This window comes from Stenotrophomonas testudinis, assembly GCF_024499815.1.
In the GTDB taxonomy this organism is placed as follows: Bacteria; Pseudomonadota; Gammaproteobacteria; order Xanthomonadales; family Xanthomonadaceae; genus Stenotrophomonas.
The window spans coordinates 1-21,840 of the sequence record NZ_JAMOKY010000019.1; the positions used below are offsets into that span (position 1 = coordinate 1).

A 21,840-nucleotide genomic window follows, 5' to 3' on the forward strand; every position below is an offset into this window, starting at 1 on the left:
CCCCCCCCCCCCCCCCCCCCCCCCCCCCCCCCCCCCCCCCCCCCCCCCCCCCCCCCCCCCCCCCCGACTCTACAAAGAGCGATCAATGCACTTCGTCGTGGTACACGAACTTGGGCATTTCCCAGCGGTAATGGATCGCCAGCAGGCGCAGCGCGAAGCCACCGCCCAGGCAGCACAGGATCGCCGTGGCATCGGCCACGCCCCAGCGCAGCAGCAACAGATACACCGCGCCGGTCAGCAGCGAGATGATCGCGTACAGCTCCTTCTGGAAGATCAGCGGCACCTCGTTGCAGAGGATGTCGCGCAGCACGCCGCCGAAGGCACCGGTGAGCATGCCGGCGATCAGCACGATGGGCATGGCATGGCCGGCCTCGCGTGCGATCGAGCAGCCGATCAGGGTGAAGGCGATCAGGCCCAGGCCATCGAGCACCAGGAAGGTGCGGCGGAAATGGTGCATCCAGCGCGCCACCCAGGTGGCGATCAGCGCCGCGCACACGGTGAAGCCCAGGTACTCGGGGTGCTTCACCCAGCCGAGCGGATAGTGGCCGAGCAGGATGTCACGCAGCGAACCGCCGCCGAGGGCGGTGACGCAGGCGATCATGACCACGCCGAACAGGTCCATGCGGCGGCGGCCGGCGGACAGCGCGCCGGTCATGGCTTCGGCGGAAATGGCAACGAGATAGATGATGGACAGCAGCATGGGACAGGCTCCGGGCGCGGTGGGGCCGGCCATGCGCGTATACCGCCACTGCCTGCGCAATGACGGGATGACGATGACCGGTGCCGCTCCCGCTGTCCTTTTGCCTGAGAGTTCAGCGGGATGAACCGCGTGCCCCTTCGGCGGGTCATGCCGGGCGTGCCCGGTGACCTCTCTCCAGCTCGGCGTGTCGAATGCATGGTTGGTGGGATTCCAGCCCACCGGCCTGAGCGATCATGGGAGCCTACGCCTTCGGCGGGCGCCAGCGCGGCGCCTCTCTCCTGCATTCGGGCGCCAGTATATCCGCTGCAGTGCAGCACGCCATAATCCCCCCATGGCCCGTCCGTCCGCCCCCTGGTTCCTGTACCTGCTCGAATGCCGGGACGGCAGCTATTACGCCGGCATCAGTACCGACGTTGCGGCCCGTTTCGCCGCCCACCAAGCCGGCAAGGGCGCCCGCTACACCCGGGCCCGGCCGCCGCTGCGCATCCTGGCCGTGCGCGAATACCCGGACCGCTCGGCCGCCTCCCGCGCCGAATGGCAGCTCAAGCAGCAGCCGCGCGAACGCAAGCTGGCCTGGCTGCAGGCCGGCGCCGCCCATGCCATGATCGCCACACCCATCGATACAGGGACCGTCCGATGAAGACCTGCTGGATGCTGCTGTTCACCACCGGCATGGCCTTGCCGGCCTGCGCCCAGACCCCGCCGCCGCTGCAGCACGGGCAGATCGGCACCGCCGCAGAGCTGGCCGCGCAACGTGGTCCGACCACACCCGAGCCCATCCACCTGCGCCGCGACCGGGTGCCGCCCGATCTGGTTGATCTGATTCCGCTCGCTGAAACGTGGGGCATCAGCGATGACGTGCTGCGCGACGAGATGCAGGAGCGTGCGACCGCAGCGGAGAAGCAGGCAATGGGCGATGCGTTGAAGAGTCGCCATGCACGCATCACCGCCTGGCTCGACAGTTTTCCGCAGGGCCAGCCGATGTCCGACGAAGCCGCGGCCTTCATGTACATGCAGATGGGTGCCGACGAAATGGGCCTGATGCAGTAGATCCACGCCATGCGTGGATGCAGCTGGGGAGTGAGCGCCATGGGTGCTGCCGGTAAAGCGTGGATTTCAATCATTGTGCTGGTGGCCTGCATCGCACTGCTGCCCGGCCTGCTCTACCTGCTCCGGGCTGGCCTGGGTGGATGGTTGGCCGCAGCCGGCAGACCGTGCGCCCAGTGGCGTGGCGGCATGCAGCGGTGAACCGCGCGCGGGATTCCAGCGGATGAACCCCTGGGGCGTCGTCGCGCAGCTCTTTGACGAGGGTGCGAGGAAAGCGAACGTGCCCGTGGTCGAGCAGGAGGCCTACAGGGTTGCCCGCCGCCACCTGATGCGGCAGCCGCGGCACGGCATGCTGCGCTGGCAGTTGAGCAGCACGGCACTCACGATCTGGATCACCCTGCATTGGAATGCCGCGCAGATTGCCGACACCGCGAGGAAGGAAGACTTCTGCAGCAAGTGAGAGTGAGTGCGAGGCACGATTGTGTAGAGCCGAGCCCATGCTCGGCTGCATCGGGGTGCAGAAGCCGAGCATGGGCTCGGCTCTACAACTTCATCGACGCACGGCGTGGAATTACTTCGGCCGGCGATCTTCCTGGTCATCACCAAAAATGATGCGCGCGCTGCGCTGGTAGCTCCAGTACGCCACCGCCCAGTTCAGCAGCACCACCACGCGGTTGCGGAAACCGATCAGGAAGAACACGTGTGCGGCCAGCCAGAACCACCAGGCCAGCACGCCCGACAACTGCAGCTTGCCCAGGTGCACGATGGCGGCCATGCGGCCGATGGTGGCCAGGTTGCCGTAGTCGGCGTATTTGAACGGCCCCGGTGTCGGCTTGCCATGCAGGCGTGCGCGGATGACATCGGCCACGTACTTGCCCATCTGCTTGGCAGCGGGCGCCACGCCGGGCACCGGCTTGCCGTTGGCCTGGTTCACCGCGGCCAGGTCGCCGGCGACGAACAGTTCGGGATGTCCGGGCAGGGTCAGGTCGGGCTGCACCTGCACGCGGCCGGCACGGTCCAGAGGCACGTCCAGCGTGCGCGCCAGCGGCGAGGCGGCCACGCCGGCGGCCCAGACCACGGTGCGTGCGGGCACGAACTGTTCGCCCAGCTTGAAGCCGAGGCTGTCGATGTCGCTCACTGGGGTGCCGGTCAGTACTTCCACGCCCAGCTTTTCCAGCTGCCGGCGCGCCTTCAGCGAAAGCACTTCCGGGAACGAGGACAGCACACGTGGGCCGGCCTCGACCAGGCGCACCTTGGCGCTGGCCGGGTCGATGTGGCGGAACTCGTTGCGCAGGGTGTGGCGGGCGATCTCGGCCAGGGTGCCGGCCAGTTCGACGCCGGTGGGGCCGCCGCCGACCACCGCGAAGCTCAGCCATGCGGCCTTCTTCGCCGGGTCCGGTTCGGCTTCGGCGCGCTCGAACGCCAGCAGCAGCTTGCGGCGCAGGGCGATGGCATCGTCCAGGGTCTTCAGGCCCGGCGCATCGGCCGCCCACTGGTCATTGCCGAAGTAGGCGTGGGTGGCGCCGGTGGCCAGCAGCAGGCTGTCGTAGCCCAGGCTGCTGCCATCGGCCAGCTGCACCTCGCGGGTGGCCTTGTCGATGGCGACGACCTCGCCCAGGCGCACTTCCACGTTGCGCTGGTGGCCGAGGATGTGGCGCAGCGGCGCGGCGATATCGGGGGCGGACAGGCCGGCGGTGGCGACCTGGTACAGCAGGGGTTGGAACAGGTGGTGGTTGCGGCGGTCGAGCAGGGTGATCCTGATCTTCTCGCGGGCCAGGGCCCGGGTGGCCCAGAGGCCCGCAAAACCGCCGCCGATGATGACCAGGTGGGGGACTGGTTCGCGGCTCATCGACGTACTCCAGAGGGGGATGGATGTCGCCCTGCATCATCGCACGTCACATGGCTGCCAGTGGCCATGGGTGATACTCCACTCAGCCTGCAGCCCACCGAGGAAACCATGTCCGAACCGGAAAAGCGCATCGCCCTGCTGATCGACGCCGACAATGCACCGGCCTCGAAGATCGACGAAGTCCTGGCCGAGGTCGCCCGCTACGGCGTGGCCAACGTGCGCCGTGCCTACGGCAACTGGAAAAGCCCGCGCCTGAAGGGCTGGGAATCGGTGCTGCACGAGTACGCCATCCGCCCGATCCAGCAGTTCGCCTACAGCAAGGGCAAGAATGCCTCGGACATGGCCATGGTCATCGATGCCATGGACCTGCTGTACGCGCGCAACCTCGATGGTTTCGCCATCGTCTCCAGCGATGCCGACTTCACCCCGATGGTGATGCGCCTGCTGACCGACGGCGTGAAAGTGTATGGCTTTGGCGAGAAGAAGACGCCCGAGCCGTTCGTCAACGCCTGCTCCAAGTTCACCTACCTGGAAGCTCTGGGCCAGACCCACGCCAGCGTGCCCGATGTCGAGGCCGAGGCCGGGCAGGCGCCCAGCGGGCAGGTCGCTGGCGAGCAGGTGGCCAGTGATGAAGTGCGCCCGCGCAAGAACAGTGCGGAACTGCGCAATGACACGCGCCTTGTGAAAATGCTGCGGCGTGCGGTGTCGGCGGCTGAGGGCGAGGATGGCTGGTCACACCTGGGCCCGGTCGGCAGCCAGATCGGCAACCAGGCCTCGTTCGACCCGCGCAACTATGGCTACGGCAAGCTCAGCGACCTGCTGGCGGCCATCGGCCTGTTCGAGCTGAAGAAGGACGGCAAATCGTCCTACGTGCGCGCGCTGCCGAAGAAGAACCGGTAGTGCCGGCCGCTGGCCGGCACATCGACGCCGCGACTCAGATCACCCGCGCATCGGAACCCGCATGGCCGTCGGCAAACCCGGCGGCGAAATCTTCGACGCCGTTGAAGGCCAGCAGCAACAGCCCGGCGCACAGCAGCTGGTTGCGGCTGGAACGGCGGTAGCCCAGCACCAGCATCACCAGCCCTGCTGCCAGCAGAACGTAGTTCAAAGCATCCCATGCAGTCACGTCGTCTCTCCCTGTGGATGGGCGTATCGTAGCGTTTCCGCGCCACCGTGGCGCAGCGCTGCAGGCAGGGAAATCCGCAATGTTGAAGATCTGGGGCCGCCGCAATTCCAGCAACGTCCGCAAGGTGCTGTGGTGTGCCGAAGAAATCGGGCTGCCGTACGAATCCATCGAAGTGGGCGGCAGCCATGGCGGCACGCAGTCGGCCGAATACGTGGCGATGAATCCCAACAGCCTGGTGCCGGTGATCGAAGACCACGGCCTGCCGCTGTGGGAATCGAACACCATCGTGCGCTACCTGAGCGCGCGCTATTCGCTGGGCACGCTGTACGCCGAAGACGCGATGGAACGCGCGCAGGCCGAGAAGTGGATGGACTGGAGCACCTCGCGGATGGCCGCGCTGTACTCCGAACTGATCTGGGGCATCATGCGCACCGCGCCGGCCGACCGCGATGAAGCGCGCATCAACGCCGCCATCGTGCGCGCCGGTGATTACCTGAAGATGGCCGATGAGACCCTGGGCAGGCAGCCGTGGCTGTCGGGCGAGAAGTTCGCCATGGGCGACATTCCGCTGGGCTCGTTGATCTATGCCTGGTTCGAACTGCCGATCCAGCGTCCCGACCTGCCGAACGTGGCCGACTGGTATGCGCGCCTGCGCGAGCGCCCGGCGTACCAGCGCGGCGTGATGTCACCGCTGACGTAAGCGGTGGCGACCGGGGTCGGAGCCCTCTCTGCGATAGGGATCCGACCCCTTGGCTGTCGGGGTCGGATCCCACCCCAAGGGTGGGCTCTGACCCCTCAATACAGATCCGTCGGATCCACATCCAGCGACCAGCGCACCTTGCGCGCCTCCGGCAGCGCGTACAGCTGCGGCACCAGCTGGGCCAGCACGCCATGCAGCGGCGGCCGCTGCAGCGCAGACAGCAGCAGCTGCGTGCGCTGGTAACCGGCGCGACGCGGCATCGGCGCCGGCATCGGCCCATAGGCCTCCACCACGGTCTGCTCGCCCAGCAGCTGCCGCGCCGCCAGCAGGAAGGTGTTGGCATGTTCAAGCTGCTGCGCTTCGGCACGCATCAGCGCCAGGTGCGCGAACGGCGGGAAGCCGGCGGCCTGGCGCTGGTTCAATTCGGCCTGCGCGAACGGGTGGTAGCCGCCGCTCACCAGGGTTTCCAGCAACGGGTGCCCCGGGTGGTGGGTCTGCAGCCAGACCTCGCCGGGATCGCGCGCGCGGCCGGCGCGGCCGGCCACCTGTATCAGCTGCTGGGCCAGCTTCTCGCTGGCGCGGAAGTCGGCCGAGAACAGGCCTTCGTCGATGCCCACCACCACCACCAGGGTCAGCTTGGGCAGGTCGTGGCCCTTGGCCAGGATCTGCGTGCCGACCAGGATGCCGGGCTGGTCGCCCAGCTTCGCCAGCTGCTGTTCCAGCGCATCGCGGCGCGAGGTGGTGCCGCGGTCGATGCGCACCACCGGGTAATCGGCGAAGGCGCTGACCAGGTGCTCTTCCAGGCGCTCGGTGCCGATGCCCTGCGGCTGCAACGCGAGGCTGCCGCAGGCCGGGCAGGCCAGAGGCGCCGGCTGCCGCGCACCGCAGTGATGGCACTGCAGGCGACGGCCGCCGCCATGCACCGTCATCGGCGCATCGCAGCGCTGGCAGGGCGCGGTCCAGCCGCAGTCGTGGCAGAGCAGCACCGGCGCGTAGCCACGGCGGTTCTTGAACACCAGCACCTGCTGGCCACGCTGCAGATGTTCGCCTATACCGGCCAGCACATCGGCGGAGAGGCCATCGTGCAGCGGCCGCTTGCGCACATCGAGGATGCGCACGCGTGGTGGCCGTGCATCACCGGCGCGCTGCTTCAGGCGCAGGTGGGTGTAGCGGCCGGCATAGGCGTTGTGCAGGGTTTCCAGCGAGGGCGTGGCGCTGCCCAGCAGCACCGGGATGCCCAGCGCCTTGGCCCGCACCAGAGCGAAATCGCGGGCGTGGTAACGGATGCCGTCCTGCTGCTTGTAGCTGCCGTCGTGTTCCTCGTCGACGATCAGCAGGCCGGCCTGCGGCAGCGGGGTGAACACCGCCGAACGGGTGCCGACAATCACCCGCGCTTCGCCGCGCGAGGCCGCGGCCCAGACGCGCGCGCGTTCGTTGTCGTTCAAGCCCGAATGCAGCGCATGCACCGCGATGCCGAGGCGGCCACGGAAGCGCGCCAGGGTCTGCGGGGTCAGGCCGATCTCCGGCACCAGCACCAGCGCCTGTTTCCCCTGCGCCAGGCAGTGGATGATCGCCTGCAGGTAGACCTCGGTCTTGCCGCTGCCGGTCACCCCGTCCAGCAGGAAGGCATGGAAGCCGTCGGCCGCGGTGATCGCGGCCACGGCCTCGGCCTGTTCCGGGTTGAGGGTGGGGCCGGGCAGGGGCTGCGCATGCTGCGGTGCCACGCTCAGGGCCACGCGCTCGGCCAGCTCGCGCTTGGCCAGGCTGCGTGCGGCAGTGCGCCAGTCCTCCATGCGCGCGCCCAGCACGTCTTCGTCGACCACGGCCTCGCCCAGCAGTTCGGCCAGTTGCCGCGGGCGGGTGCCGGCGCGCAGCTTTTCGCGCTGGGCCTGGCCGGCGGCGGTCAGCTGCCAGCCCCAGTGATGGGTGTCGGGCAGGGCCTCGCCGTGCCGCAGCGGGCCGGGCAGGGCGGTGTTCACCACTTCGCCCAACGGTGAATGGGTGTAGCGGGCCAGCCACTGCAGGCTCTGCCACAGCTCGCCCTGCAACAGCGGCTGCGGATCGCACCAGGCCAGCGCCTGGCGCAGGCCCTGGCCGTCGTCCACCTGGCCGTGGCCGGCCACCATCCCCACCAGCTCGCGGTTGCCGAACGGGACCTTCAGGCGGCAGCCGACCGGCACGGCCGGGCCCGGACCCTCCGGGGGCAGGTAGTCGAACAGGCGCGGCAGCGGGACGGGCAGGGCGACCTGCAGGGTCGGGATGGGGGCGAGCATCGGGGCAGTGTAACGGGCGGGGCGGGGGCCGATGGCAGAGGCGATCGCGTCGCCCGCGCCTGCCGCGCAATCATAAATGTCACCTAAATATCGGTGGCTATTAGAGATTCAGTCTTATCCACATTTTCTGTGGATAACGTTGTGCGTTACCGGTCGACGGGGGCGTGTGAGGCTGATGGCGACGGCTTTACACTCGGGTTGGTCAAAAAATAGCCATACTAAAAACGTCAATACAATCAATGGTTTGACTGTGAAACATTGCTGAAACAAGGTGAATCCGCGGCTTCACAACGATTTGGCCGGGGACCGCATTGATGCTGTGCACAACCTGCAGCACGAAGTGCCCGTGGGCGCAAGTCCTGCCGGCCGCCGATGGGCTGCCGCTATCATGCCCGCAGACCTTTGGAGTAACCGATGACGGCTGTGCCCGCCCCTGTTTCCTCGACCGCGGCCGGCGCGCTGTCGGCGTTCCTGCGTGGCGTCGAACGCCGCGCGCTGGTGGTTGCCGAGCTGCAGTGCGGTGATCCCGCCCGCGCCGAGCAGAACTTGGTCGCGGTGATGCGCGCTTTTTCCGCCGTGGCCAGCGACCTGCCGATGGCGCAGTGGCCGACCCGTTTCTGGACCCTGCTGGGCCAGCGCCAGGCGCTGCGCGAGCCGGCCGCCGGGCAGTGGCCGCCGTCGCTGGCTGCCTTGGGCGACATGCCGCCGCTGCCGCGCCTGGCCCTGCTGCTGCGCGTCGGTGGCAGCCTGGATGAAGGCATTGCCACCCGTGTGCTGGATATCGATGAAGACGGCTACCAGCAGCTGCTGGCCGCCGCCTGCCCGCGCGACGCCCACGGCCAGCCCGACGCCGCGGCGTGGCGCGGCCTGGCCGAGCAGGTGCAGCTGCGCATCCGCGATCTGCCGGCCAAGCGCCTGCAGCAGCTGCAGCAGCCCTCGGCACCGGCCGCGAGCAACCAACCCCCTGCTGCCAGCTGGCGCACGCCGGAGCGCGACGAGCGCAGCGCGCCCAAGCGCCGCCGCCCCAGCAGCGGTGCGCCGCGCTGGCGCGGCCCGGCCATCCTGCTGGTGACGGTGGCGGTACTGCTGGCGGCCGCCCTGGGCTGGCGCTACTGGCAGCACCACGCGACGGCCAGCGATGCGCCGCTGCCGGAAGGCGTGGTCGCCGAGTCCGGCCCGGTCACCGTTGAATCCCTGCCGGCCAGCGAGGTGCAGCCGACCGCTGCCGCCGATGGCCACGCGGCCGAGGACGCCGCCATGCTGGGCGACCGCGACTATCCGCTGGCCGCCGACGCCGACCTGTATGCGTGGAGCGCCGCAGGCGGCCCGCTGCCGGTGGATGAATCCGAACCCAAGCCGATCCGCCCCGAGCCGGTCGGTGCCGCGCTGGAAACCGCTGCTGCCGATGAATAAATTCCTGCTTGCCAGCGCGCTGCTGGCCCTGCCGTTGTCGCTGGCCGCCGCGCCGCCCTCGCTGGAAGTACCGCTGCCGCCGGCAGCGCCGGGCGCAACGCCAGCGCCGGTGGCCGATACGAGTTCGCCCGCCGCCTTTGCCCAGCTCAGCCCGGAGCAGCAGCGTCAGCGTCGTGCCGACTATGCGTCGTTGAAGGCGCTGCCGGAGGGCGAGCGCGAGCGCATCCGACAGGCCGCCGCCCGCTTTGCCGCGCTGCCGGCCGAACAGCAGCAGCGCCTGCGCGAGCAGTTCCAGGCCCAGGACCAGTCCTTCCGCGATGGCTGGCGGCTGGGGCCGCAGCTGGGCATGCAGTTCCCCAAGCTGCACGGCCTGTTCGGCCTGGTGCCGCCGGAGCAGCGCGAGGCCGCACTGGCCGCGCTGCGCCAGCTCAGCCCCGCGCAGTTGACGCAATTGACGCTGGTGGCCCAGCGCACCCCGCCGCAGGAACGTGATGCCGTGCGCAGCGCCTTCCTCGCCGTGCCGGCCGCCGAACGCGACGCCTGGCTGAAGCACCAGGCCGGCCAGTAGAGTCGACCGTTGGTCGACCATCGCGCAACACGCGCGTGTTGCCTGTATCCACATGAAGAGCAGTCGACCAACGGTCGACTCTATCCAGCAAGCGGCTTCGTTTGGCCGTAACATAGCCGGCCGCAACCCGGTGCCTGTGCCCTTCGCGCGCAACCGTAGTTGGCGTCCTGTACTTCCATGTCTACCGCAACCTCCACGCCGCGCTTCCGCAAGGAAGTGGGCGCGACCGGTCTGCTCGCCCTGCCGTTGGTGCTGGGCCATGTATCCACCGGTCTGATCTCCTTCGTCGACAACGTCATTGCCGGCCACCATGCCACTGCCACCCTGGCTGCGGTGACCATCGGTACGGCCCTGCTGTGGCTGCCGATGCTGATCCCGATCGGCACCCTGATCTCGCTCACCGCCTCGGTGTCGCAGCTGCACGGCGCCGGCCGCGAGCGCGAGATCGGCCCGCTGTTCCGCCAGGCGCTGTGGCTGGCGCTGGGCCTGGGCCTGATCATGTTCACCTTCCTCACCGTCGTGCCGCCGCTGCTGCCGGCCTTCGGCATCGCCCCGGACATCGTGCCGGGGGCCACGGCCTTCCTGCACGCGGTGCGCTGGGGTGGCCCGGCGCTGACCCTGTACTTCTGCATGCGCTACCTCAGCGAGGGCATGCACTGGACGCTGCCGACCATGCTGCTCGGCTTCGGTGGCCTGCTGGTGCTGGCGCCGATGGGCTACGTGCTGGCCAACGGCAAGCTCGGCTTCCCGGAAATGGGTGCCGAAGGCCTGGGCATCGCCTCGGCGGTGATGATGTGGCTGCAGGCCATCGCCTTCGCCACGTACCTGTGGTTCACCAAGCGCTTCGCCCACCTGCAGCTGTTCTCGCACTTCGAGGGCCCGCGCCCGGCCGCGATCTGGGATCTGCTGCGCACCGGCCTGCCGATCGGCATCACCGTGCTGATGGAGGGCGGCCTGTTCATCGTCACCGCGCTGCTGATCGGCCGCCTCGGTGCCAACGAAGCGGCCGCGCACCAGATCGCGATCAACGTGGCGCAGCTGTGCTTCATGATCCCAATGGGCGTGGCCGAGGCCACCACCGTGCGCGTGGGCCATGCGGTCGGCCGCGGCGATGGCTTCGGCGTGCGCCGCGCGGCGTGGGCCGGCTACGCGATCATCATGGGCACGCAGACGCTGTCGGCGGCCGTGCTGCTGTTCGGCCACGACGCCATCGTCGGCGTCTACACCAACGACCTGGCCGTGGCCGGCCTCGCCTCGACCCTGCTGTTGTACGCGGCCACGTTCCAGTTCCCCGATGGCATCCAGGTGCTGTCGGCCGGCGCGCTGCGCGGGCTGAAGGACACGCGCGTGCCGATGTTCATCGCCATGTTCGCGTACTGGGGTCTGGGCATGCCGCTCGGCGCAGGGCTCGGCCTGGGCCTGGGCATGGGCCCGCAGGGCATGTGGATCGGCCTGATCGTTGGCCTGACCGCCGCCGCCATCCTGATGGGCTGGCGCCTGCGTCGCAGCAGCCTGCGCATCGGTCAATCGGCCCTGGAATGATCGTCGTGCCCGTCACGCCAGACCGTGACGGGCGAACCCCTGACTTGTGTCCGATGCCGCCTCACACGGCACCGGCTATGCTGTTACCACGGCAAGAAGCCATCCGGAGCGCTCCATGAACCAACCCGTGCCCCCGCTGCCCCCGGCGCATCGCAATCCCATCGCCGGTTTCTTCATTGGGCTGTGGGACGTGATGAATTTCACCCGCAGGCTGATCCTCAACCTGGTGTTCTTCGGCCTGCTGCTGTTCGTGGTGGTGATGTTCATCGTCGCTGCGGGCATGAGTGCCGGCGCCAGCAAATCGCTGCAGGACCGCACCACGCTGGTCATCGCCCCGGAAGGCCGTCTGGTCGAGCAGTACAGCGCTGATCCGGTCAGCCGCGCGCTGGCCAAGGCGGTCGGCGACAACGGTGCCGAGGAAGTGCAGCTGCGCGACCTGCTGCGCGTGATCGAATCGGCCAAGGCCGACAAGAAGATCGAACGCGTGGTGCTGGAACTGGACAAGCTGCAGCCGTCCGGCTTCGCCTCGCTGCGTGAAGTGGCCGGTGCGCTGCAGGACCTGCGCGCCTCGGGCAAGCAGATCGTGGCCTTCAGCCAGAGCATGGGCCAGTCGCAGTACCTGCTGGCCGCGCAGGCCGACGAGGTCTACCTGGATCCGATGGGGTCGGTGGTGCTCGAGGGCCTGGGCCGCTACCGCCAGTACTTCCGCACCGGCCTGCAGGACAAGCTGGGCGTGGACGTGCACCTGTTCAAGGTGGGCGAGTACAAGTCCGCCGCCGAACCGTACGTGCTGGATGCGGCCTCGCCGGCGTCCAAGGAAGCCGACCTGTTCTGGATGAACGACGTATGGCAGCGCTACCTGGGTGACATCGCCAAGGCGCGCCGCCTCGATCCGGCACAGCTCGCCGCGGGCATCGATACCCTGCCCGAAGGCGTGGCCGCGGCCGGCGGCGACCTGGCCAAGTTTGCCCTGCAGCAGAAGCTGGTGACCGCGCTGAAGACCCGCGAGGAATTCGAGGATCTGATGATCGAGCGCGGCGTGGCCGACGAAGATGCTGACGGCGGCTTCCGCAACATCGATTTCGCCTCGTACATGGGTCAGCTCGACGCCCGCCGCAACCCGGTGGACACACGTCCGCAGGTGGCCGTGGTGGTGGCCTCCGGCGAGATAAGCGGCGGCGACCTGCCGGCCGGCCGCATCGGTGGCGAGTCGACCTCGGCCCTGCTGCGCGCCGCGCGCGACGACGACCAGGTCAAGGCCGTGGTGCTGCGCGTGGATTCGCCGGGCGGTGAAGTGTTCGCCTCCGAGCAGATCCGCCGCGAAGTGGTGGCCCTGCAGGCCGCCGGCAAGCCGGTGGTGGTGTCGATGGGCGACCTGGCCGCATCCGGTGGTTACTGGATCAGCATGAACGCCGATCGCATCTATGCCGATCCGTCGACCATCACCGGTTCGATCGGCATCTTCGGCATGATCCCCAATTTCAGCCGCGCGCTGGACAAGTTCGGCGTGCACACCGATGGCGTGGGCACGACCCGCTTCGCCGGTGCCTTCGACGTCACCCGCCCGATGGACCCGGCCGTGGGCCAGGTCATCCAGTCGGTGATCAACAAGGGCTATGCCGACTTCACCGGTCGCGTGGCCGAGGCCCGCAAGAAGCCGGTCGAAGCCGTCGACGAAGTGGCCCGTGGCCGCGTCTGGAGTGGTGCGCAGGCCAAGGAACGCGGCCTGGTCGACGCCTTCGGCGGCATGAAGGACGCCGTGGCCGACGCCGCCAGCCGTGCCAAGCTGGGCAATGACGAGAAGTACCGCGTGCGCTACATCGAGAAGCCCGCCACCCCGTTCGCGCAGTTCATCAGTGGGTTCGCCGGCAGCCATGCCGGTGCCTGGATGCTGGCCGATTCGGGCGTGGCGCGGATGATGCTGGCGCGCACGATGCCGGAAGTGGACACCCAGCTGCGCTTCGTCGAGAACGCCGCGCGCGAGAAGGGCAACGGTGCACCGGTGAAGGCACTGGCGTACTGCTTCTGCGGGTTCTGACACGCGGTTGCAGCCACTGAAAACGCCCGGCTTCGGCCGGGCGTTATTTTATTGGTAGCGCCGGGCCATGCCAGGCGGATTCTGGAGGCCGCGCTTCGCGCTCGCCGGGCATGGCCCGGCGCTACCTCTCATCCGCTACTGCGTTGCTTCAGCCTCGGCCTTGCGCTCTCGCTCGGCACCAGCGTCCACGGTCTTCTGCACGTCCTTGGCGCGGTCCAGCGGCTGGTTGATGGCCTTGGCCAGCGCCTGCGGCTCCGGCGGCTTCTCGGGGTTGGGCGTGGCCGGCTTCTGGCAACCGGCCAGCAGCGCGACCGACAGGCAGACGGGAATCAGCAGACGCATCGTGGTGCTCCGGGGCGGGTGATGCGCCAGTGTCGCACTGTCGGCAACGCCCTGCTGTGACGCGTATCCTTGCGGCATCGAAATACAGCGGGCGCGGCCCCGGAGAACTCATGACCCAGCAACGGTGGCGCCTGGACGGGCAGACGGCCCTGATCACCGGTGCCAGCGCCGGCATCGGCCTGGCGATCGCACACGAACTGGCAGGTTTCGGCGCCGACCTGATGATCGTCGGCCGCGATATCGACATGCTGGAGACCGCGCGCGACGAACTGCTGGACGTGCATCCGCAGATGCAGGTGCATGCGCTGGCCGCCGATGTCTCCGATGACGAAGACCGCCGGCAGATCCTGGACTGGGTGGAGGACCACAGCGATGGCCTCCACATCCTGGTCAACAACGCCGGCGGCAACGTCACCAAAGCGGCGACCGAGTACTCCGAGGACGAGTGGCGCCAGATCTTCGAGACCAACCTGTTCTCGGCCTTCGAGCTGTCGCGCTACGCGCATCCGCTGCTGGCCCGGCACGCCGCCTCGTCCATCGTCAACGTCGGCAGCGTTTCGGGCCTGACCCATGTGCGCAGCGGCGTGGTGTACGGCATGACCAAGGCGGCGATGCACCAGATGACCCGCAACCTGGCGGTGGAGTGGGCCGAGGATGGCATCCGGGTGAACGCGGTGGCGCCGTGGTACATCCGCACCCGGCGCACGTCCGGGCCGTTGTCCGATGCCGACTACTACGAAGAAGTGATCGCACGCACGCCGATGCGCCGCATCGGCGAGCCGGAAGAAGTGGCCGCAGCGGTGGGCTTCCTGTGCCTGCCGGCGTCGAGCTACGTCACCGGTGAGTGCATCGCGGTTGACGGCGGCTTCCTGCGCTACGGGTTCTGAGCCTGACCCGGGGTCGGATCCCTTTCTGCAGGAAAGGGCTCTGACCCCATCAACGCCGGGCGGCAACGCCTACTCCGGCACCCGGCAATCACTCGCAGCCAGCACCGCCTGCAGGCGCTCGCGTTCGGCGCGGGCGGCGTCGCGGTTTTCCTCCGAGGCAAAGCGCTCGCGACCGCGGGCATTGCGGAAGCGCTGTTGCCAGCTGCCACAGCGCTGCGCCTCGGCCACTTCGCTGCAACGGTCGCTGACCACTTCGCAGCTGGCCGCATTGACCGGCGTGGCACCGCCCAGGCCGCTGACGCTCATCAGCTCGCAGCGGCCCGGCGCGGCTTCGTACTCGTGCAGGTATTGCCCGCCCTGTGAATCCTGACACTGGAAGATCGGCGGCAGCGGCGGCTTGGGCGGCGCGTTCTCGTCGACCGAAGCATCGCCGGGGCGGGGCAGCAGGGCGCTGTCGAGGATGGCATCGCCGCCTTCGCGCTCGACCATGTAGGCCTCGCTGATGATGCGCTCCTGGCCCGCGCGCGGCGGTGTGGGAGCGACGGGCGCTTCCGAGGCAGGCGCTGCAGGCGCGGGGTTGGCAGCGACCGGCGCTGGCGTGGGAGCGGCCGCGGGGGCTGCAGCCGACGTCGACGGCGCGGAGCCGGGCAGCTTCACGATCTCCTGCTTCATGCCGGCCGAACAGGGCATGCGCTGCACGGTGGGAACATCGCTGCTGCCGGTGCAGCGGTAGATGACCATCTCTTCGGCCGCGGCAGCGCCGGGCAGCAGGCACAGCGCCAGCCAGATCAGTTTCTTCATGCCAGCAGCCTACAGCAGCGGCCACCACCTGGCAGATGCCAACCTTGGTTGTCACGTGCGGTGGCCGGTGCCTGGGTAGTTGCCAATCTTGGTTGGCGCTGGCCAAGAACGGCGCCCACCAAGGTGGGCATCTACCAGGGCAGGAGCAGAGTGCCCACCAAGGTGGGCATCCATCAAAGCGAAGCGCTCAGCCGCCGCTGCAGTCCTGCGACAGGCGCGCGTCGATGCCGCGCTGTTCGTTGCTGATCGCGGTGCGTTCGCTCTGCAGCGCGCTGTTGTAGCGGCGGTCCAGCTCCCAGCGGCGGTCGCGCAGGCGCGAGCAGACTTCGCGCGGCGGCAGCAGGCTGCAGGCGTCGCGCACCAGCACGTTGCCGCCGGGCACGTTGACCCCGTAGCCGAGCGGCGGCCGATGCACCGGAATTCCTGCAGCCCCCGGCGGTGGCCCGATGCCGATGGCGCCGCCTCCCGGGCCCGGTCCCGGCGGCAGCGGGCGCGGTCCGCCATGGTGCCCCGGTCCGTACCAGACCGTGGTCCATACCGGCACCCAGCGCGGATTCCCCTCGTTGTTGTCGCTGGTATAGCGGCTGCCGTCGTCGCGCACGCACTCGTACATCGGCTGCGGTGGCTGGATGTAGACGTGGCGGACCTCGCGCACGCCCATGTCCGGCCTCGCTGCGGGCGTCGGCGGCGGGGTATCGGTGCTGACCGCACGCGGCGGCGGGTCGCGCGGGCGCTGCAGGTCGCGCACTTCCTGGCGGCCGCTGCTGCAGGGCTTGTCCTGCAGCGCAACGGCGCCGTTGCTGCCAACGCAGCGGTAGACCCGCACGTCATCGGCAGCGAAAGCCACCATGGGCATCGACAGAGCCAGGCAGAGGGCAGGGCGCAGCAGGTTCATGGCTGCAGCCTGCGCGAATTGCCGCGGCACTGCAATCGGCGCATCAGGAGCGCAGGATGCTGCCGCTGAGTGCGTCGCGGATGGGCGTCGGCTGGGCCAGACCGCCGGTCTGGCCATCGAGGATGCCGTCGAGCAGCCGCAGCAGGCGCGGGTCCAGTTCTTCGCGGCTGCGCGCCGGCGGTTCACCGGCCAGGTTGGCGCTGGTGGACACCAGTGGACCGCCCCAGGCGCGGCACAGCGCCGCCACCAGCGGGTGGGCGCTGATGCGCACGGCGATGCCGCTGTGTTCACCGGTCACCCACGGCCGCGCACGGGGGCCGGCCGGCAGGATCCAGGTGTTGGCGCCGGGCCAGCTGGCCAGCACCGCGCGTTGACGTGCGTCGGGCAGGGCCTCAAGGCGCACCCAGCCTTCCAGCTGCGGCAGATCGGCAGCGACCAGGATCATGCCCTTCTCCACCGGGCGCTGCTTCAGGCGCAGGACCATGTGCACCGCCGCCTCATGGGCAGGGTCGCAGCCCAGGCCCCAGACAGCTTCGGTCGGGTAGCCGATCACGCCCCCCGCGCGCAGCGTGGCCACAGCAGTATCGAGGGTGAGTTCTTTCATGGGGAAGGCCGGCCCGACGTGGGGCTTCATTATCCCCCCGCGGCGTGCAGAACGGGTGGTGGGCACCGGTTGTCGGTGCGGACAGTCGGTAAGCACATCCCGGCAGATCATCCACGCATGGCGTGGATCTACTTGGCGGCCTTCTTCACTGTTTTCTTCGCCGCCTTCTTCGCGGGGGCCTTCTTTGCGGCCGCCTTCTTGGCCGGCGCCTTCTTCGCAGCGGCCTTCTTCGGCGCGGCTTCCTTCTTCACCGCCGCCTTCTTGGCCGGGGCCTTCTTCGCGGCGGCCTTCTTGGCGCCAAAGCCCTTGCGCACCGGCTTACCGGTTTCTTCCATCAGCTGCTGCACTTCGGCCAGGGTCAGCGATGCCGGCTCGCGATCCTTGGGGATCTTGCCGTTCATCTTGCCGTCGCTGATGTACGGGCCGAAACGGCCGTTGAGCACTTGGATGTCGCTGCCCTCGAACTCCTTGATGATCCGGTTGCGCGCGATCTCTTCCTTCTCTTCAATCAGGAACACGGCGCGGGCCAGGTCGATGGTGTACGGGTCGTCTTCCTTCTTCAGCGAGGCGTAGGTGCTGCCGCGCTTGGCGAACGGGCCGAAACGACCGATGCCGACGCTGACGTCCTCATCCTTGTCCTGGCCCAGCGCGCGCGGCATCAGGAACAGTTCCAGCGCGTCTTCCAGCGAGATGGTGTGCATCGACTGGCCGGGGCGCAGCGAAGCGAACTTCGGCTTCTCCTCGGCGTCCTCGGCGGTGCTGCCGATGGCGGCATACGGCCCGAAACGGCCCAGGCGCACGCTGACCGGCTTGCCGGTCTTGGGGTCGGTACCCAGTTCGCGGGCACCGCTGGCCTCGGCGCGGTCGACCGATTCCTTCTTGTCTTCCACCAGCTCCTTGAACGGTTCCCAGAAGCGGGCCATCAGCGGGATCCACTCTTCCTCGCCGCGCGAGACGGCATCGAGCTCGTCTTCCAGCTTGGCGGTGAAGTCGTAATCCACGTACTGGGTGAAGTGGCTGGACAGGAACTTGGACACCGCACGGCCGACGTCGGACGGGCGGAAGCTGCGGCCTTCCATTTCCACGTACTTGCGGAACAGCAAGGTCTGGATGATCGAGGCGTAGGTCGAGGGACGGCCGATGCCGTACTCTTCCAGCGCCTTCACCAGCGCCGCTTCGGTAAAGCGCGGCGGCGGCTGGGTGAAATGCTGGTCGGCCTGGATGCGTTCCAGCGGGATGCGGTCGCCCGGCTTCATCGCCGGCAGCTTGCGGCCTTCGTCGTCGTCCTCGGCGCTTTTGTTGTCCTTGCCTTCCTCGTAGACGGCCAGGAAGCCGGGCACCACCACGGTGGTGCCGCTGGCGCGGAACACGTGTTCGCTGCCAGCCGACAGGTCGACGCTGACGGTGTTGAGGGTGGCCGGGATCATCTGGCAGGCGACGGCACGCTTCCAGATCAGCTCGTACAAGCGGCGCTCGTCGTCGGTCAGGAAGCGCGCCACCTGGGCCGGGGTCCGCAGGGCCGAGGTCGGGCGCACGGCTTCGTGCGCTTCCTGGGCGTTCTTGGACTTGGTCTGGTAGGTGTTGGGCTGGTCCGGCAGGGAGGCGATGCCGTAGTCACGGGCGATCACGTCGCGGATCTCCGCCAGCGCGTCCTGCGACAGGTTCACCGAGTCGGTTCGCATGTACGAGATCAGGCCGACGGTACCTTCGTCGCCGATGTTCACGCCTTCATACAGCTTCTGCGCCACCTGCATGGTCTTGCGGGTGGTGAAGCCGAGCTTGCGCGAGGCTTCCTGCTGCAGGGTCGAGGTGGTGAACGGCGGCGCAGGGCGGCGCTTGCGCTCCTTGCTGGCCACGTCGGTGACGTGCAGCGAGCCCTGCGCGGCCTGCTGGATGCGCAGGCGGGCGGCCTCGGCGGTGTCGCCGTCGGTGACGGTGAACTGCTCGAACTTCTGGCCGTCCAGCTTGATCAGCTTGGCGTTGAAATGCTGGCTGGGGTGCGCGCACTCGGCAGCGATGGACCAGTATTCGCGGGCGATGAAGGCTTCGATCTCCTCCTCGCGCTCAACGATCATGCGCAGCGCCGGGCTCTGCACGCGGCCGGCGGACAGGCCTCGCTGCACCTTGCGCCACAGCACCGGCGACAGGTTGAAACCGACCAGGTAGTCCAGCGCGCGTCGCGCCTGCTGGGCGTCCACCAGGTCGCTGGCGATGGCGCGCGGCTGGTTGATGGCTTCCTTGATGGCGCGAGGGGTGATCTCGGTGAAGACCACGCGCTGCATCGGCTTGTCCTTGACCAGCCCACGTTCCTTGAGGATCTCGGCGATGTGCCAGCTGATCGCTTCACCCTCGCGATCCGGGTCGGTCGCCAGCAGGATGTCGTCGGCGCCCTTGGCGGCCTTGGCGATGGCATCGACGTGCTTCTCGTTCTTGTCGATGACGTCGTAATGCATGGCGAACCCGTTGTCCGGGTCGACCGCGCCTTCCTTCGGGATCAGGTCGCGCACATGCCCATACGAGGCCAGGACGGTGTAGTCCTTGCCGAGGTATTTGTTGATCGTCTTGGCCTTGGCCGGCGATTCGACGATGAGCAGGTGCTTGGGCATGTCGGGAAAGGTCTGTGGGCGAACCGGGGGAAGGGGCCGCTAGGGTGGAGCAAACGGCCGCATTAGTGAAGCGGCCACGGGCAAATCCATAAACTGAACGCCCGGTAGTGTGCCGGGCGTTCAGGTTTCCTTATTAGAGGAATCACGCCCGGACGGCCCCTGTCAAGGGGCGGGGCGTGATGACGGCCTCCTGCCGGCGCCGTCGGCCAGCCTCAGCTGGCCATGTTGGCGATCACGCCCACCGCGACGATGGAGATGATCACGCCACCCAGGACCATCAGGCCGCCGATGACCAGCATCACGACGGTGACCGTGCCCAGCTCGCGCCGCTGCAGGTGCGGCTGGTCGGTGAAGGCCCAGCGGTCGACCACGACGGTGTCGCAGACCATGTCGTGCAGGGCCTGCTTGCGGTCGGTGAACGCCGCCATCAGGTAGCCGATGCACAGGATGATGCTGCTCAGGATCGTGGCGAAGTAGCGCCCGATGCTGCGGCCCAGGGTCAGGCGCTCACCGCTGCCGCGCACGACCTTGATGCCGACGGCCATCTTGCCCGGCGTGGCGCCGCCGGCCGAGGCGTGGAACCAGGCGTAGTACACCATCGAGATGGCCAGGCCGGCCAGGCCGCTGACCAGCTGCGCGGCCACGCCCGTGGCTGTATCGCCACCACCCGCCGCGCCCATTCCGAGGCCGATGCCCACGCCGAGGACCATGCCGATGATCCAGCTGGGGATCAGCAGGATGAAATAGTCGATCAGGTAGGCCGCGAAGCGCTTCCAGAAGCCCGCGTAGACCACCTCGCCGCCCTGCACGGCCTGGCTGTAGTCGCCGCTGGCCGCGCCCGGGGCGCTGTAGGGCGAGCTGCTGAGTGCGCCGGTGCCCGGCAGGGGGGCGGTGCCGTTGTCGATGGCGGCATAGTCGCCGCGCAGGTCGAAGCCGCCCGTGGCACTGCTGTCGCTGGCCTCGGCCAGGGTCTGCAGGCCCAGTTCGTCCACGACCTGGCGAAGGGCGGCCCACTGGCCCATGCCCTCGCGCCACACCAGCGTGTCCAGAGTCAGCTGCCCGCGCTGGAAGCGCTGGCGGATCTCGGTGACCGGGAACGGTCCCTGGCGTTGCTGTCCTTCGGCGAAATACCACTCAGTCATTGCGTTCCCCTGTTGGGTCATCCTTGGATTTCAGGCTGCCTGCGCGGTCGGCGGCTCAGCCGCGGCACTGCACGGGCAGGTATTTGTTGTCGCTTTCGCCGGTGCATTCCCAGCGGCCGCTGTCGCGGTCGTATTCCTGCCACAGCAGGTCACCGTCGATCGTCTTGCCGGGGAGGGCCAAGGTGGCTTCGATACCACAATGGCTATTGTTGAAGCGGCCGATGTGCACGGCAGACAGCCCCTGGCTGGCGAAGCTGCCCGCTTCGGGGAAGCCGGCGTCGTTGGCGCCCGGGCAGCGGCCCTGGTCGTCGGCGAAGCGCTGGACCTGTTCCTTCAGCGGCTGCAGGGCGGTAATCGCACCGGCGACCTTGGACTTGATCACGTAGTCGTTGTAGGCGGGCAGGGCGATCGCGGCCAGGATGGCCAGGATCGGCACCAGGACCAGCAGGGCGACGCCGCCGATGATGGCGGTCAGCGCGCAGCCGGACAGGCCCTTCCTGGGCGGCGGCAAGGCGGTGCTGGTGCTGGCGTGGTAAGGCGCTTCCGGCGGCAGGACGGGCGGTTGCGGGGCCGCCGGCGGTGGCGGCGCGCTGGCCGGTGCATCGACGGCCGGCACGATCAGGCCCAGTTCGTCGACCACGCTGCGCAGGGGCTGCCATTGCGGCAGCCCGTCGCGCCAGACCAGGGTGTCCAGGGTGATTTCGTTGCTGCGGAAAAGCTCGATCAACTGCTCCGCCGGCAACGAGCCTTGCTGGCGGTTGCCTTGGGCGTGAAACCACTCACTCACGGGGACGCTCCTGAATGCGCTTGGTCCCCAAGTGTACGGTCAGTGCAGGGGTTCTGGCTCGTCCATGAACATCTGCGTTTCCATCCAGGCATACGCCGCCTCGGCGCCGGGCTGGTTGAACAGCACCATCAGCACGACCCACTTCAGGTCGTCCAGGTCCAGTTCGTCCTGGTCCAGGGCCATGGCGCGGTCCAGCACCAGCTCGCGCTGGTCGGCATCGAGGATGCCGTGCTGTTCCAGATACAGCAGGAAACCGCGGCATTCCACGTCCAGCTTGTCCAGCTCGGGGCCGTGGAAAATGCGCACGGGGCCGTCGACCCGGGCCTGCGCCACGCTCGGCCGCTGGGCAGCCAGCGCATCGAGCCAGTCGAAGGCCTTGTTGATCTCGGTAGGGCTGAAACCGGCCTGGATCAGGCCATTCTGCAGCGAGTCGCGGTCACGGATCAGGTCCGCATCTTCGCTGAAATAGTGTTCAAACAGGTACAACAGTACGTCAAGAATGCTCTCTTTCATTGCCCCT

22 protein-coding genes and 2 riboswitches are annotated in these 21,840 nt (G+C 68.4%); of the genes, 10 read left to right on the forward strand and 12 right to left on the reverse strand.

Going from position 1 to position 21,840, the window contains the following annotated elements:
• Nucleotides 1-82: 82 nt before the first annotated feature.
• Nucleotides 83-700, reverse strand: a complete 618-nt coding sequence (locus NQ204_RS11895) for a trimeric intracellular cation channel family protein (RefSeq protein ID WP_079223669.1) — start codon at nt 698-700, stop codon at nt 83-85.
• Nucleotides 701-782: 82 nt separating this feature from the next.
• Nucleotides 783-888, reverse strand: a riboswitch (glycine riboswitch).
• Nucleotides 889-901: 13 nt separating this feature from the next.
• Nucleotides 902-991: riboswitch (glycine riboswitch) on the reverse strand.
• 40 nt (nt 992-1,031) lie between these two features.
• Between NQ204_RS11895 and NQ204_RS11900 the strand changes: the two genes are divergently transcribed.
• The 3 genes from NQ204_RS11900 to NQ204_RS11910 all read left to right on the forward strand — a co-directional run bounded on the left by NQ204_RS11900 (nt 1,032) and on the right by NQ204_RS11910 (nt 2,207).
• Nucleotides 1,032-1,340: a GIY-YIG nuclease family protein gene (locus tag NQ204_RS11900; RefSeq protein WP_256643952.1), complete on the forward strand. Its 309-nt coding sequence runs from the start codon at nt 1,032-1,034 to the stop codon at nt 1,338-1,340.
• Complete coding sequence (locus NQ204_RS11905; protein WP_116864128.1) at nt 1,337-1,750, forward strand: hypothetical protein; 414 nt, start codon at nt 1,337-1,339, stop codon at nt 1,748-1,750. The genes NQ204_RS11900 and NQ204_RS11905 overlap by 4 nt, the downstream gene beginning before the upstream one ends.
• 220 nt (nt 1,751-1,970) lie before the next feature.
• Nucleotides 1,971-2,207, forward strand: a complete 237-nt coding sequence (locus tag NQ204_RS11910) for a hypothetical protein (protein ID WP_243402722.1) — start codon at nt 1,971-1,973, stop codon at nt 2,205-2,207.
• A 111-nt stretch (nt 2,208-2,318) separates the two neighbouring features.
• Here NQ204_RS11910 and NQ204_RS11915 read toward each other — a convergent pair whose 3' ends face one another.
• Nucleotides 2,319-3,596, reverse strand: coding sequence for an NAD(P)/FAD-dependent oxidoreductase (locus tag NQ204_RS11915; protein WP_116865325.1), 1,278 nt, complete (start codon nt 3,594-3,596; stop codon nt 2,319-2,321).
• Between the two features lie 108 nt (nt 3,597-3,704).
• On the opposite strand from NQ204_RS11915, the gene NQ204_RS11920 reads away from it, so the two are divergent.
• The gene (locus tag NQ204_RS11920; protein ID WP_116865326.1) at nt 3,705-4,496 is read left to right on the forward strand and encodes an NYN domain-containing protein; all 792 of its coding nucleotides are present in this window, start codon (nt 3,705-3,707) and stop codon (nt 4,494-4,496) included.
• 34 nt (nt 4,497-4,530) lie between these two features.
• Here NQ204_RS11920 and NQ204_RS11925 read toward each other — a convergent pair whose 3' ends face one another.
• Nucleotides 4,531-4,722, reverse strand: a complete 192-nt coding sequence (locus NQ204_RS11925) for a hypothetical protein (RefSeq protein WP_133249454.1) — start codon at nt 4,720-4,722, stop codon at nt 4,531-4,533.
• Nucleotides 4,723-4,801: 79 nt separating this feature from the next.
• Here NQ204_RS11925 and NQ204_RS11930 point away from each other — a divergent pair, with 79 nt between their 5' ends.
• On the forward strand, nt 4,802-5,422 hold the full coding sequence (locus NQ204_RS11930; protein WP_116865324.1) for a glutathione S-transferase family protein: 621 nt from the start codon (nt 4,802-4,804) through the stop codon (nt 5,420-5,422).
• A 95-nt stretch (nt 5,423-5,517) separates the two neighbouring features.
• On the opposite strand, the gene NQ204_RS11935 is transcribed toward NQ204_RS11930, so the two are convergent.
• Nucleotides 5,518-7,695 (reverse strand): primosomal protein N', encoded by a 2,178-nt coding sequence (locus NQ204_RS11935; protein ID WP_256643953.1) that lies wholly within the window; start codon nt 7,693-7,695, stop codon nt 5,518-5,520.
• A 414-nt stretch (nt 7,696-8,109) separates the two neighbouring features.
• On the opposite strand from NQ204_RS11935, the gene NQ204_RS11940 reads away from it, so the two are divergent.
• From NQ204_RS11940 to sppA, 4 genes are all read left to right on the forward strand, one after another.
• Complete coding sequence (locus NQ204_RS11940; RefSeq protein WP_256643954.1) at nt 8,110-9,108, forward strand: hypothetical protein; 999 nt, start codon at nt 8,110-8,112, stop codon at nt 9,106-9,108.
• Nucleotides 9,101-9,676: a DUF3106 domain-containing protein gene (locus NQ204_RS11945; protein WP_116864951.1), complete on the forward strand. Its 576-nt coding sequence runs from the start codon at nt 9,101-9,103 to the stop codon at nt 9,674-9,676. The genes NQ204_RS11940 and NQ204_RS11945 overlap by 8 nt, the downstream gene beginning before the upstream one ends.
• 177 nt (nt 9,677-9,853) lie before the next feature.
• Nucleotides 9,854-11,218, forward strand: a complete 1,365-nt coding sequence (locus NQ204_RS11950; protein WP_108770140.1) for an MATE family efflux transporter — start codon at nt 9,854-9,856, stop codon at nt 11,216-11,218.
• A 115-nt stretch (nt 11,219-11,333) separates the two neighbouring features.
• Nucleotides 11,334-13,256, forward strand: coding sequence for a signal peptide peptidase SppA (sppA, locus tag NQ204_RS11955; protein WP_256643955.1), 1,923 nt, complete (start codon nt 11,334-11,336; stop codon nt 13,254-13,256).
• Between the two features lie 135 nt (nt 13,257-13,391).
• On the opposite strand, the gene NQ204_RS11960 is transcribed toward sppA, so the two are convergent.
• Nucleotides 13,392-13,598, reverse strand: a complete 207-nt coding sequence (locus NQ204_RS11960; protein ID WP_256643956.1) for a hypothetical protein — start codon at nt 13,596-13,598, stop codon at nt 13,392-13,394.
• A 110-nt stretch (nt 13,599-13,708) separates the two neighbouring features.
• Here NQ204_RS11960 and NQ204_RS11965 point away from each other — a divergent pair, with 110 nt between their 5' ends.
• Nucleotides 13,709-14,485 carry an SDR family oxidoreductase gene (locus tag NQ204_RS11965; protein WP_256643957.1) on the forward strand — a complete coding sequence of 259 codons (777 nt, stop codon included), beginning with the start codon at nt 13,709-13,711 and terminating at the stop codon, nt 14,483-14,485.
• A 69-nt stretch (nt 14,486-14,554) separates the two neighbouring features.
• Here the strand turns inward: NQ204_RS11965 and NQ204_RS11970 are convergent, their stop codons facing one another.
• From NQ204_RS11970 to NQ204_RS12000, 7 genes are all read right to left on the reverse strand, one after another.
• The gene (locus NQ204_RS11970) at nt 14,555-15,286 is read right to left on the reverse strand and encodes a hypothetical protein (protein WP_116864945.1); all 732 of its coding nucleotides are present in this window, start codon (nt 15,284-15,286) and stop codon (nt 14,555-14,557) included.
• A gap of 187 nt (nt 15,287-15,473) precedes the next feature.
• The gene (locus tag NQ204_RS11975; RefSeq protein WP_256643958.1) at nt 15,474-16,181 is read right to left on the reverse strand and encodes a DUF4124 domain-containing protein; all 708 of its coding nucleotides are present in this window, start codon (nt 16,179-16,181) and stop codon (nt 15,474-15,476) included.
• A gap of 43 nt (nt 16,182-16,224) precedes the next feature.
• Nucleotides 16,225-16,815, reverse strand: coding sequence for an L-threonylcarbamoyladenylate synthase type 1 TsaC (gene tsaC / locus NQ204_RS11980; RefSeq protein WP_116864947.1), 591 nt, complete (start codon nt 16,813-16,815; stop codon nt 16,225-16,227).
• A 98-nt stretch (nt 16,816-16,913) separates the two neighbouring features.
• Nucleotides 16,914-19,391 (reverse strand): DNA topoisomerase I, encoded by a 2,478-nt coding sequence (locus NQ204_RS11985; RefSeq protein ID WP_256643959.1) that lies wholly within the window; start codon nt 19,389-19,391, stop codon nt 16,914-16,916.
• A gap of 212 nt (nt 19,392-19,603) precedes the next feature.
• A complete protein-coding gene (locus NQ204_RS11990; RefSeq protein WP_256643960.1) occupies nt 19,604-20,533 on the reverse strand; it encodes an RDD family protein in 930 nt (309 codons plus the stop codon).
• A 55-nt stretch (nt 20,534-20,588) separates the two neighbouring features.
• Nucleotides 20,589-21,320 carry a pilin gene (locus NQ204_RS11995; RefSeq protein ID WP_256643961.1) on the reverse strand — a complete coding sequence of 244 codons (732 nt, stop codon included), beginning with the start codon at nt 21,318-21,320 and terminating at the stop codon, nt 20,589-20,591.
• A 39-nt stretch (nt 21,321-21,359) separates the two neighbouring features.
• Complete coding sequence (locus NQ204_RS12000) at nt 21,360-21,833, reverse strand: DUF494 family protein (protein WP_108770130.1); 474 nt, start codon at nt 21,831-21,833, stop codon at nt 21,360-21,362.
• Nucleotides 21,834-21,840: the final 7 nt, after the last annotated feature.

Coding starts and splice junctions, on each gene's coding strand:
- tsaC (WP_116864947.1), bottom strand. CDS start 16,815: ATGAAGCCCCACGTCGGGCCGGCCTTCCCCATGAAAGAACTCACCCTC.
- NQ204_RS11975 (WP_256643958.1), bottom strand. CDS start 16,181: ATGAACCTGCTGCGCCCTGCCCTCTGCCTGGCTCTGTCGATGCCCATG.
- NQ204_RS11990 (WP_256643960.1), bottom strand. CDS start 20,533: ATGACTGAGTGGTATTTCGCCGAAGGACAGCAACGCCAGGGACCGTTC.
- NQ204_RS11965 (WP_256643957.1), top strand. CDS start 13,709: ATGACCCAGCAACGGTGGCGCCTGGACGGGCAGACGGCCCTGATCACC.
- NQ204_RS11930 (WP_116865324.1), top strand. CDS start 4,802: ATGTTGAAGATCTGGGGCCGCCGCAATTCCAGCAACGTCCGCAAGGTG.
- NQ204_RS11895 (WP_079223669.1), bottom strand. CDS start 700: ATGCTGCTGTCCATCATCTATCTCGTTGCCATTTCCGCCGAAGCCATG.
- NQ204_RS11900 (WP_256643952.1), top strand. CDS start 1,032: ATGGCCCGTCCGTCCGCCCCCTGGTTCCTGTACCTGCTCGAATGCCGG.
- NQ204_RS11910 (WP_243402722.1), top strand. CDS start 1,971: ATGAACCCCTGGGGCGTCGTCGCGCAGCTCTTTGACGAGGGTGCGAGG.
- NQ204_RS11985 (WP_256643959.1), bottom strand. CDS start 19,391: ATGCCCAAGCACCTGCTCATCGTCGAATCGCCGGCCAAGGCCAAGACG.
- NQ204_RS11960 (WP_256643956.1), bottom strand. CDS start 13,598: ATGCGTCTGCTGATTCCCGTCTGCCTGTCGGTCGCGCTGCTGGCCGGT.
- NQ204_RS11970 (WP_116864945.1), bottom strand. CDS start 15,286: ATGAAGAAACTGATCTGGCTGGCGCTGTGCCTGCTGCCCGGCGCTGCC.
- NQ204_RS11950 (WP_108770140.1), top strand. CDS start 9,854: ATGTCTACCGCAACCTCCACGCCGCGCTTCCGCAAGGAAGTGGGCGCG.
- NQ204_RS11915 (WP_116865325.1), bottom strand. CDS start 3,596: ATGAGCCGCGAACCAGTCCCCCACCTGGTCATCATCGGCGGCGGTTTT.
- sppA (WP_256643955.1), top strand. CDS start 11,334: ATGAACCAACCCGTGCCCCCGCTGCCCCCGGCGCATCGCAATCCCATC.
- NQ204_RS11905 (WP_116864128.1), top strand. CDS start 1,337: ATGAAGACCTGCTGGATGCTGCTGTTCACCACCGGCATGGCCTTGCCG.
- NQ204_RS11945 (WP_116864951.1), top strand. CDS start 9,101: ATGAATAAATTCCTGCTTGCCAGCGCGCTGCTGGCCCTGCCGTTGTCG.
- NQ204_RS11920 (WP_116865326.1), top strand. CDS start 3,705: ATGTCCGAACCGGAAAAGCGCATCGCCCTGCTGATCGACGCCGACAAT.
- NQ204_RS12000 (WP_108770130.1), bottom strand. CDS start 21,833: ATGAAAGAGAGCATTCTTGACGTACTGTTGTACCTGTTTGAACACTAT.
- NQ204_RS11940 (WP_256643954.1), top strand. CDS start 8,110: ATGACGGCTGTGCCCGCCCCTGTTTCCTCGACCGCGGCCGGCGCGCTG.
- NQ204_RS11935 (WP_256643953.1), bottom strand. CDS start 7,695: ATGCTCGCCCCCATCCCGACCCTGCAGGTCGCCCTGCCCGTCCCGCTG.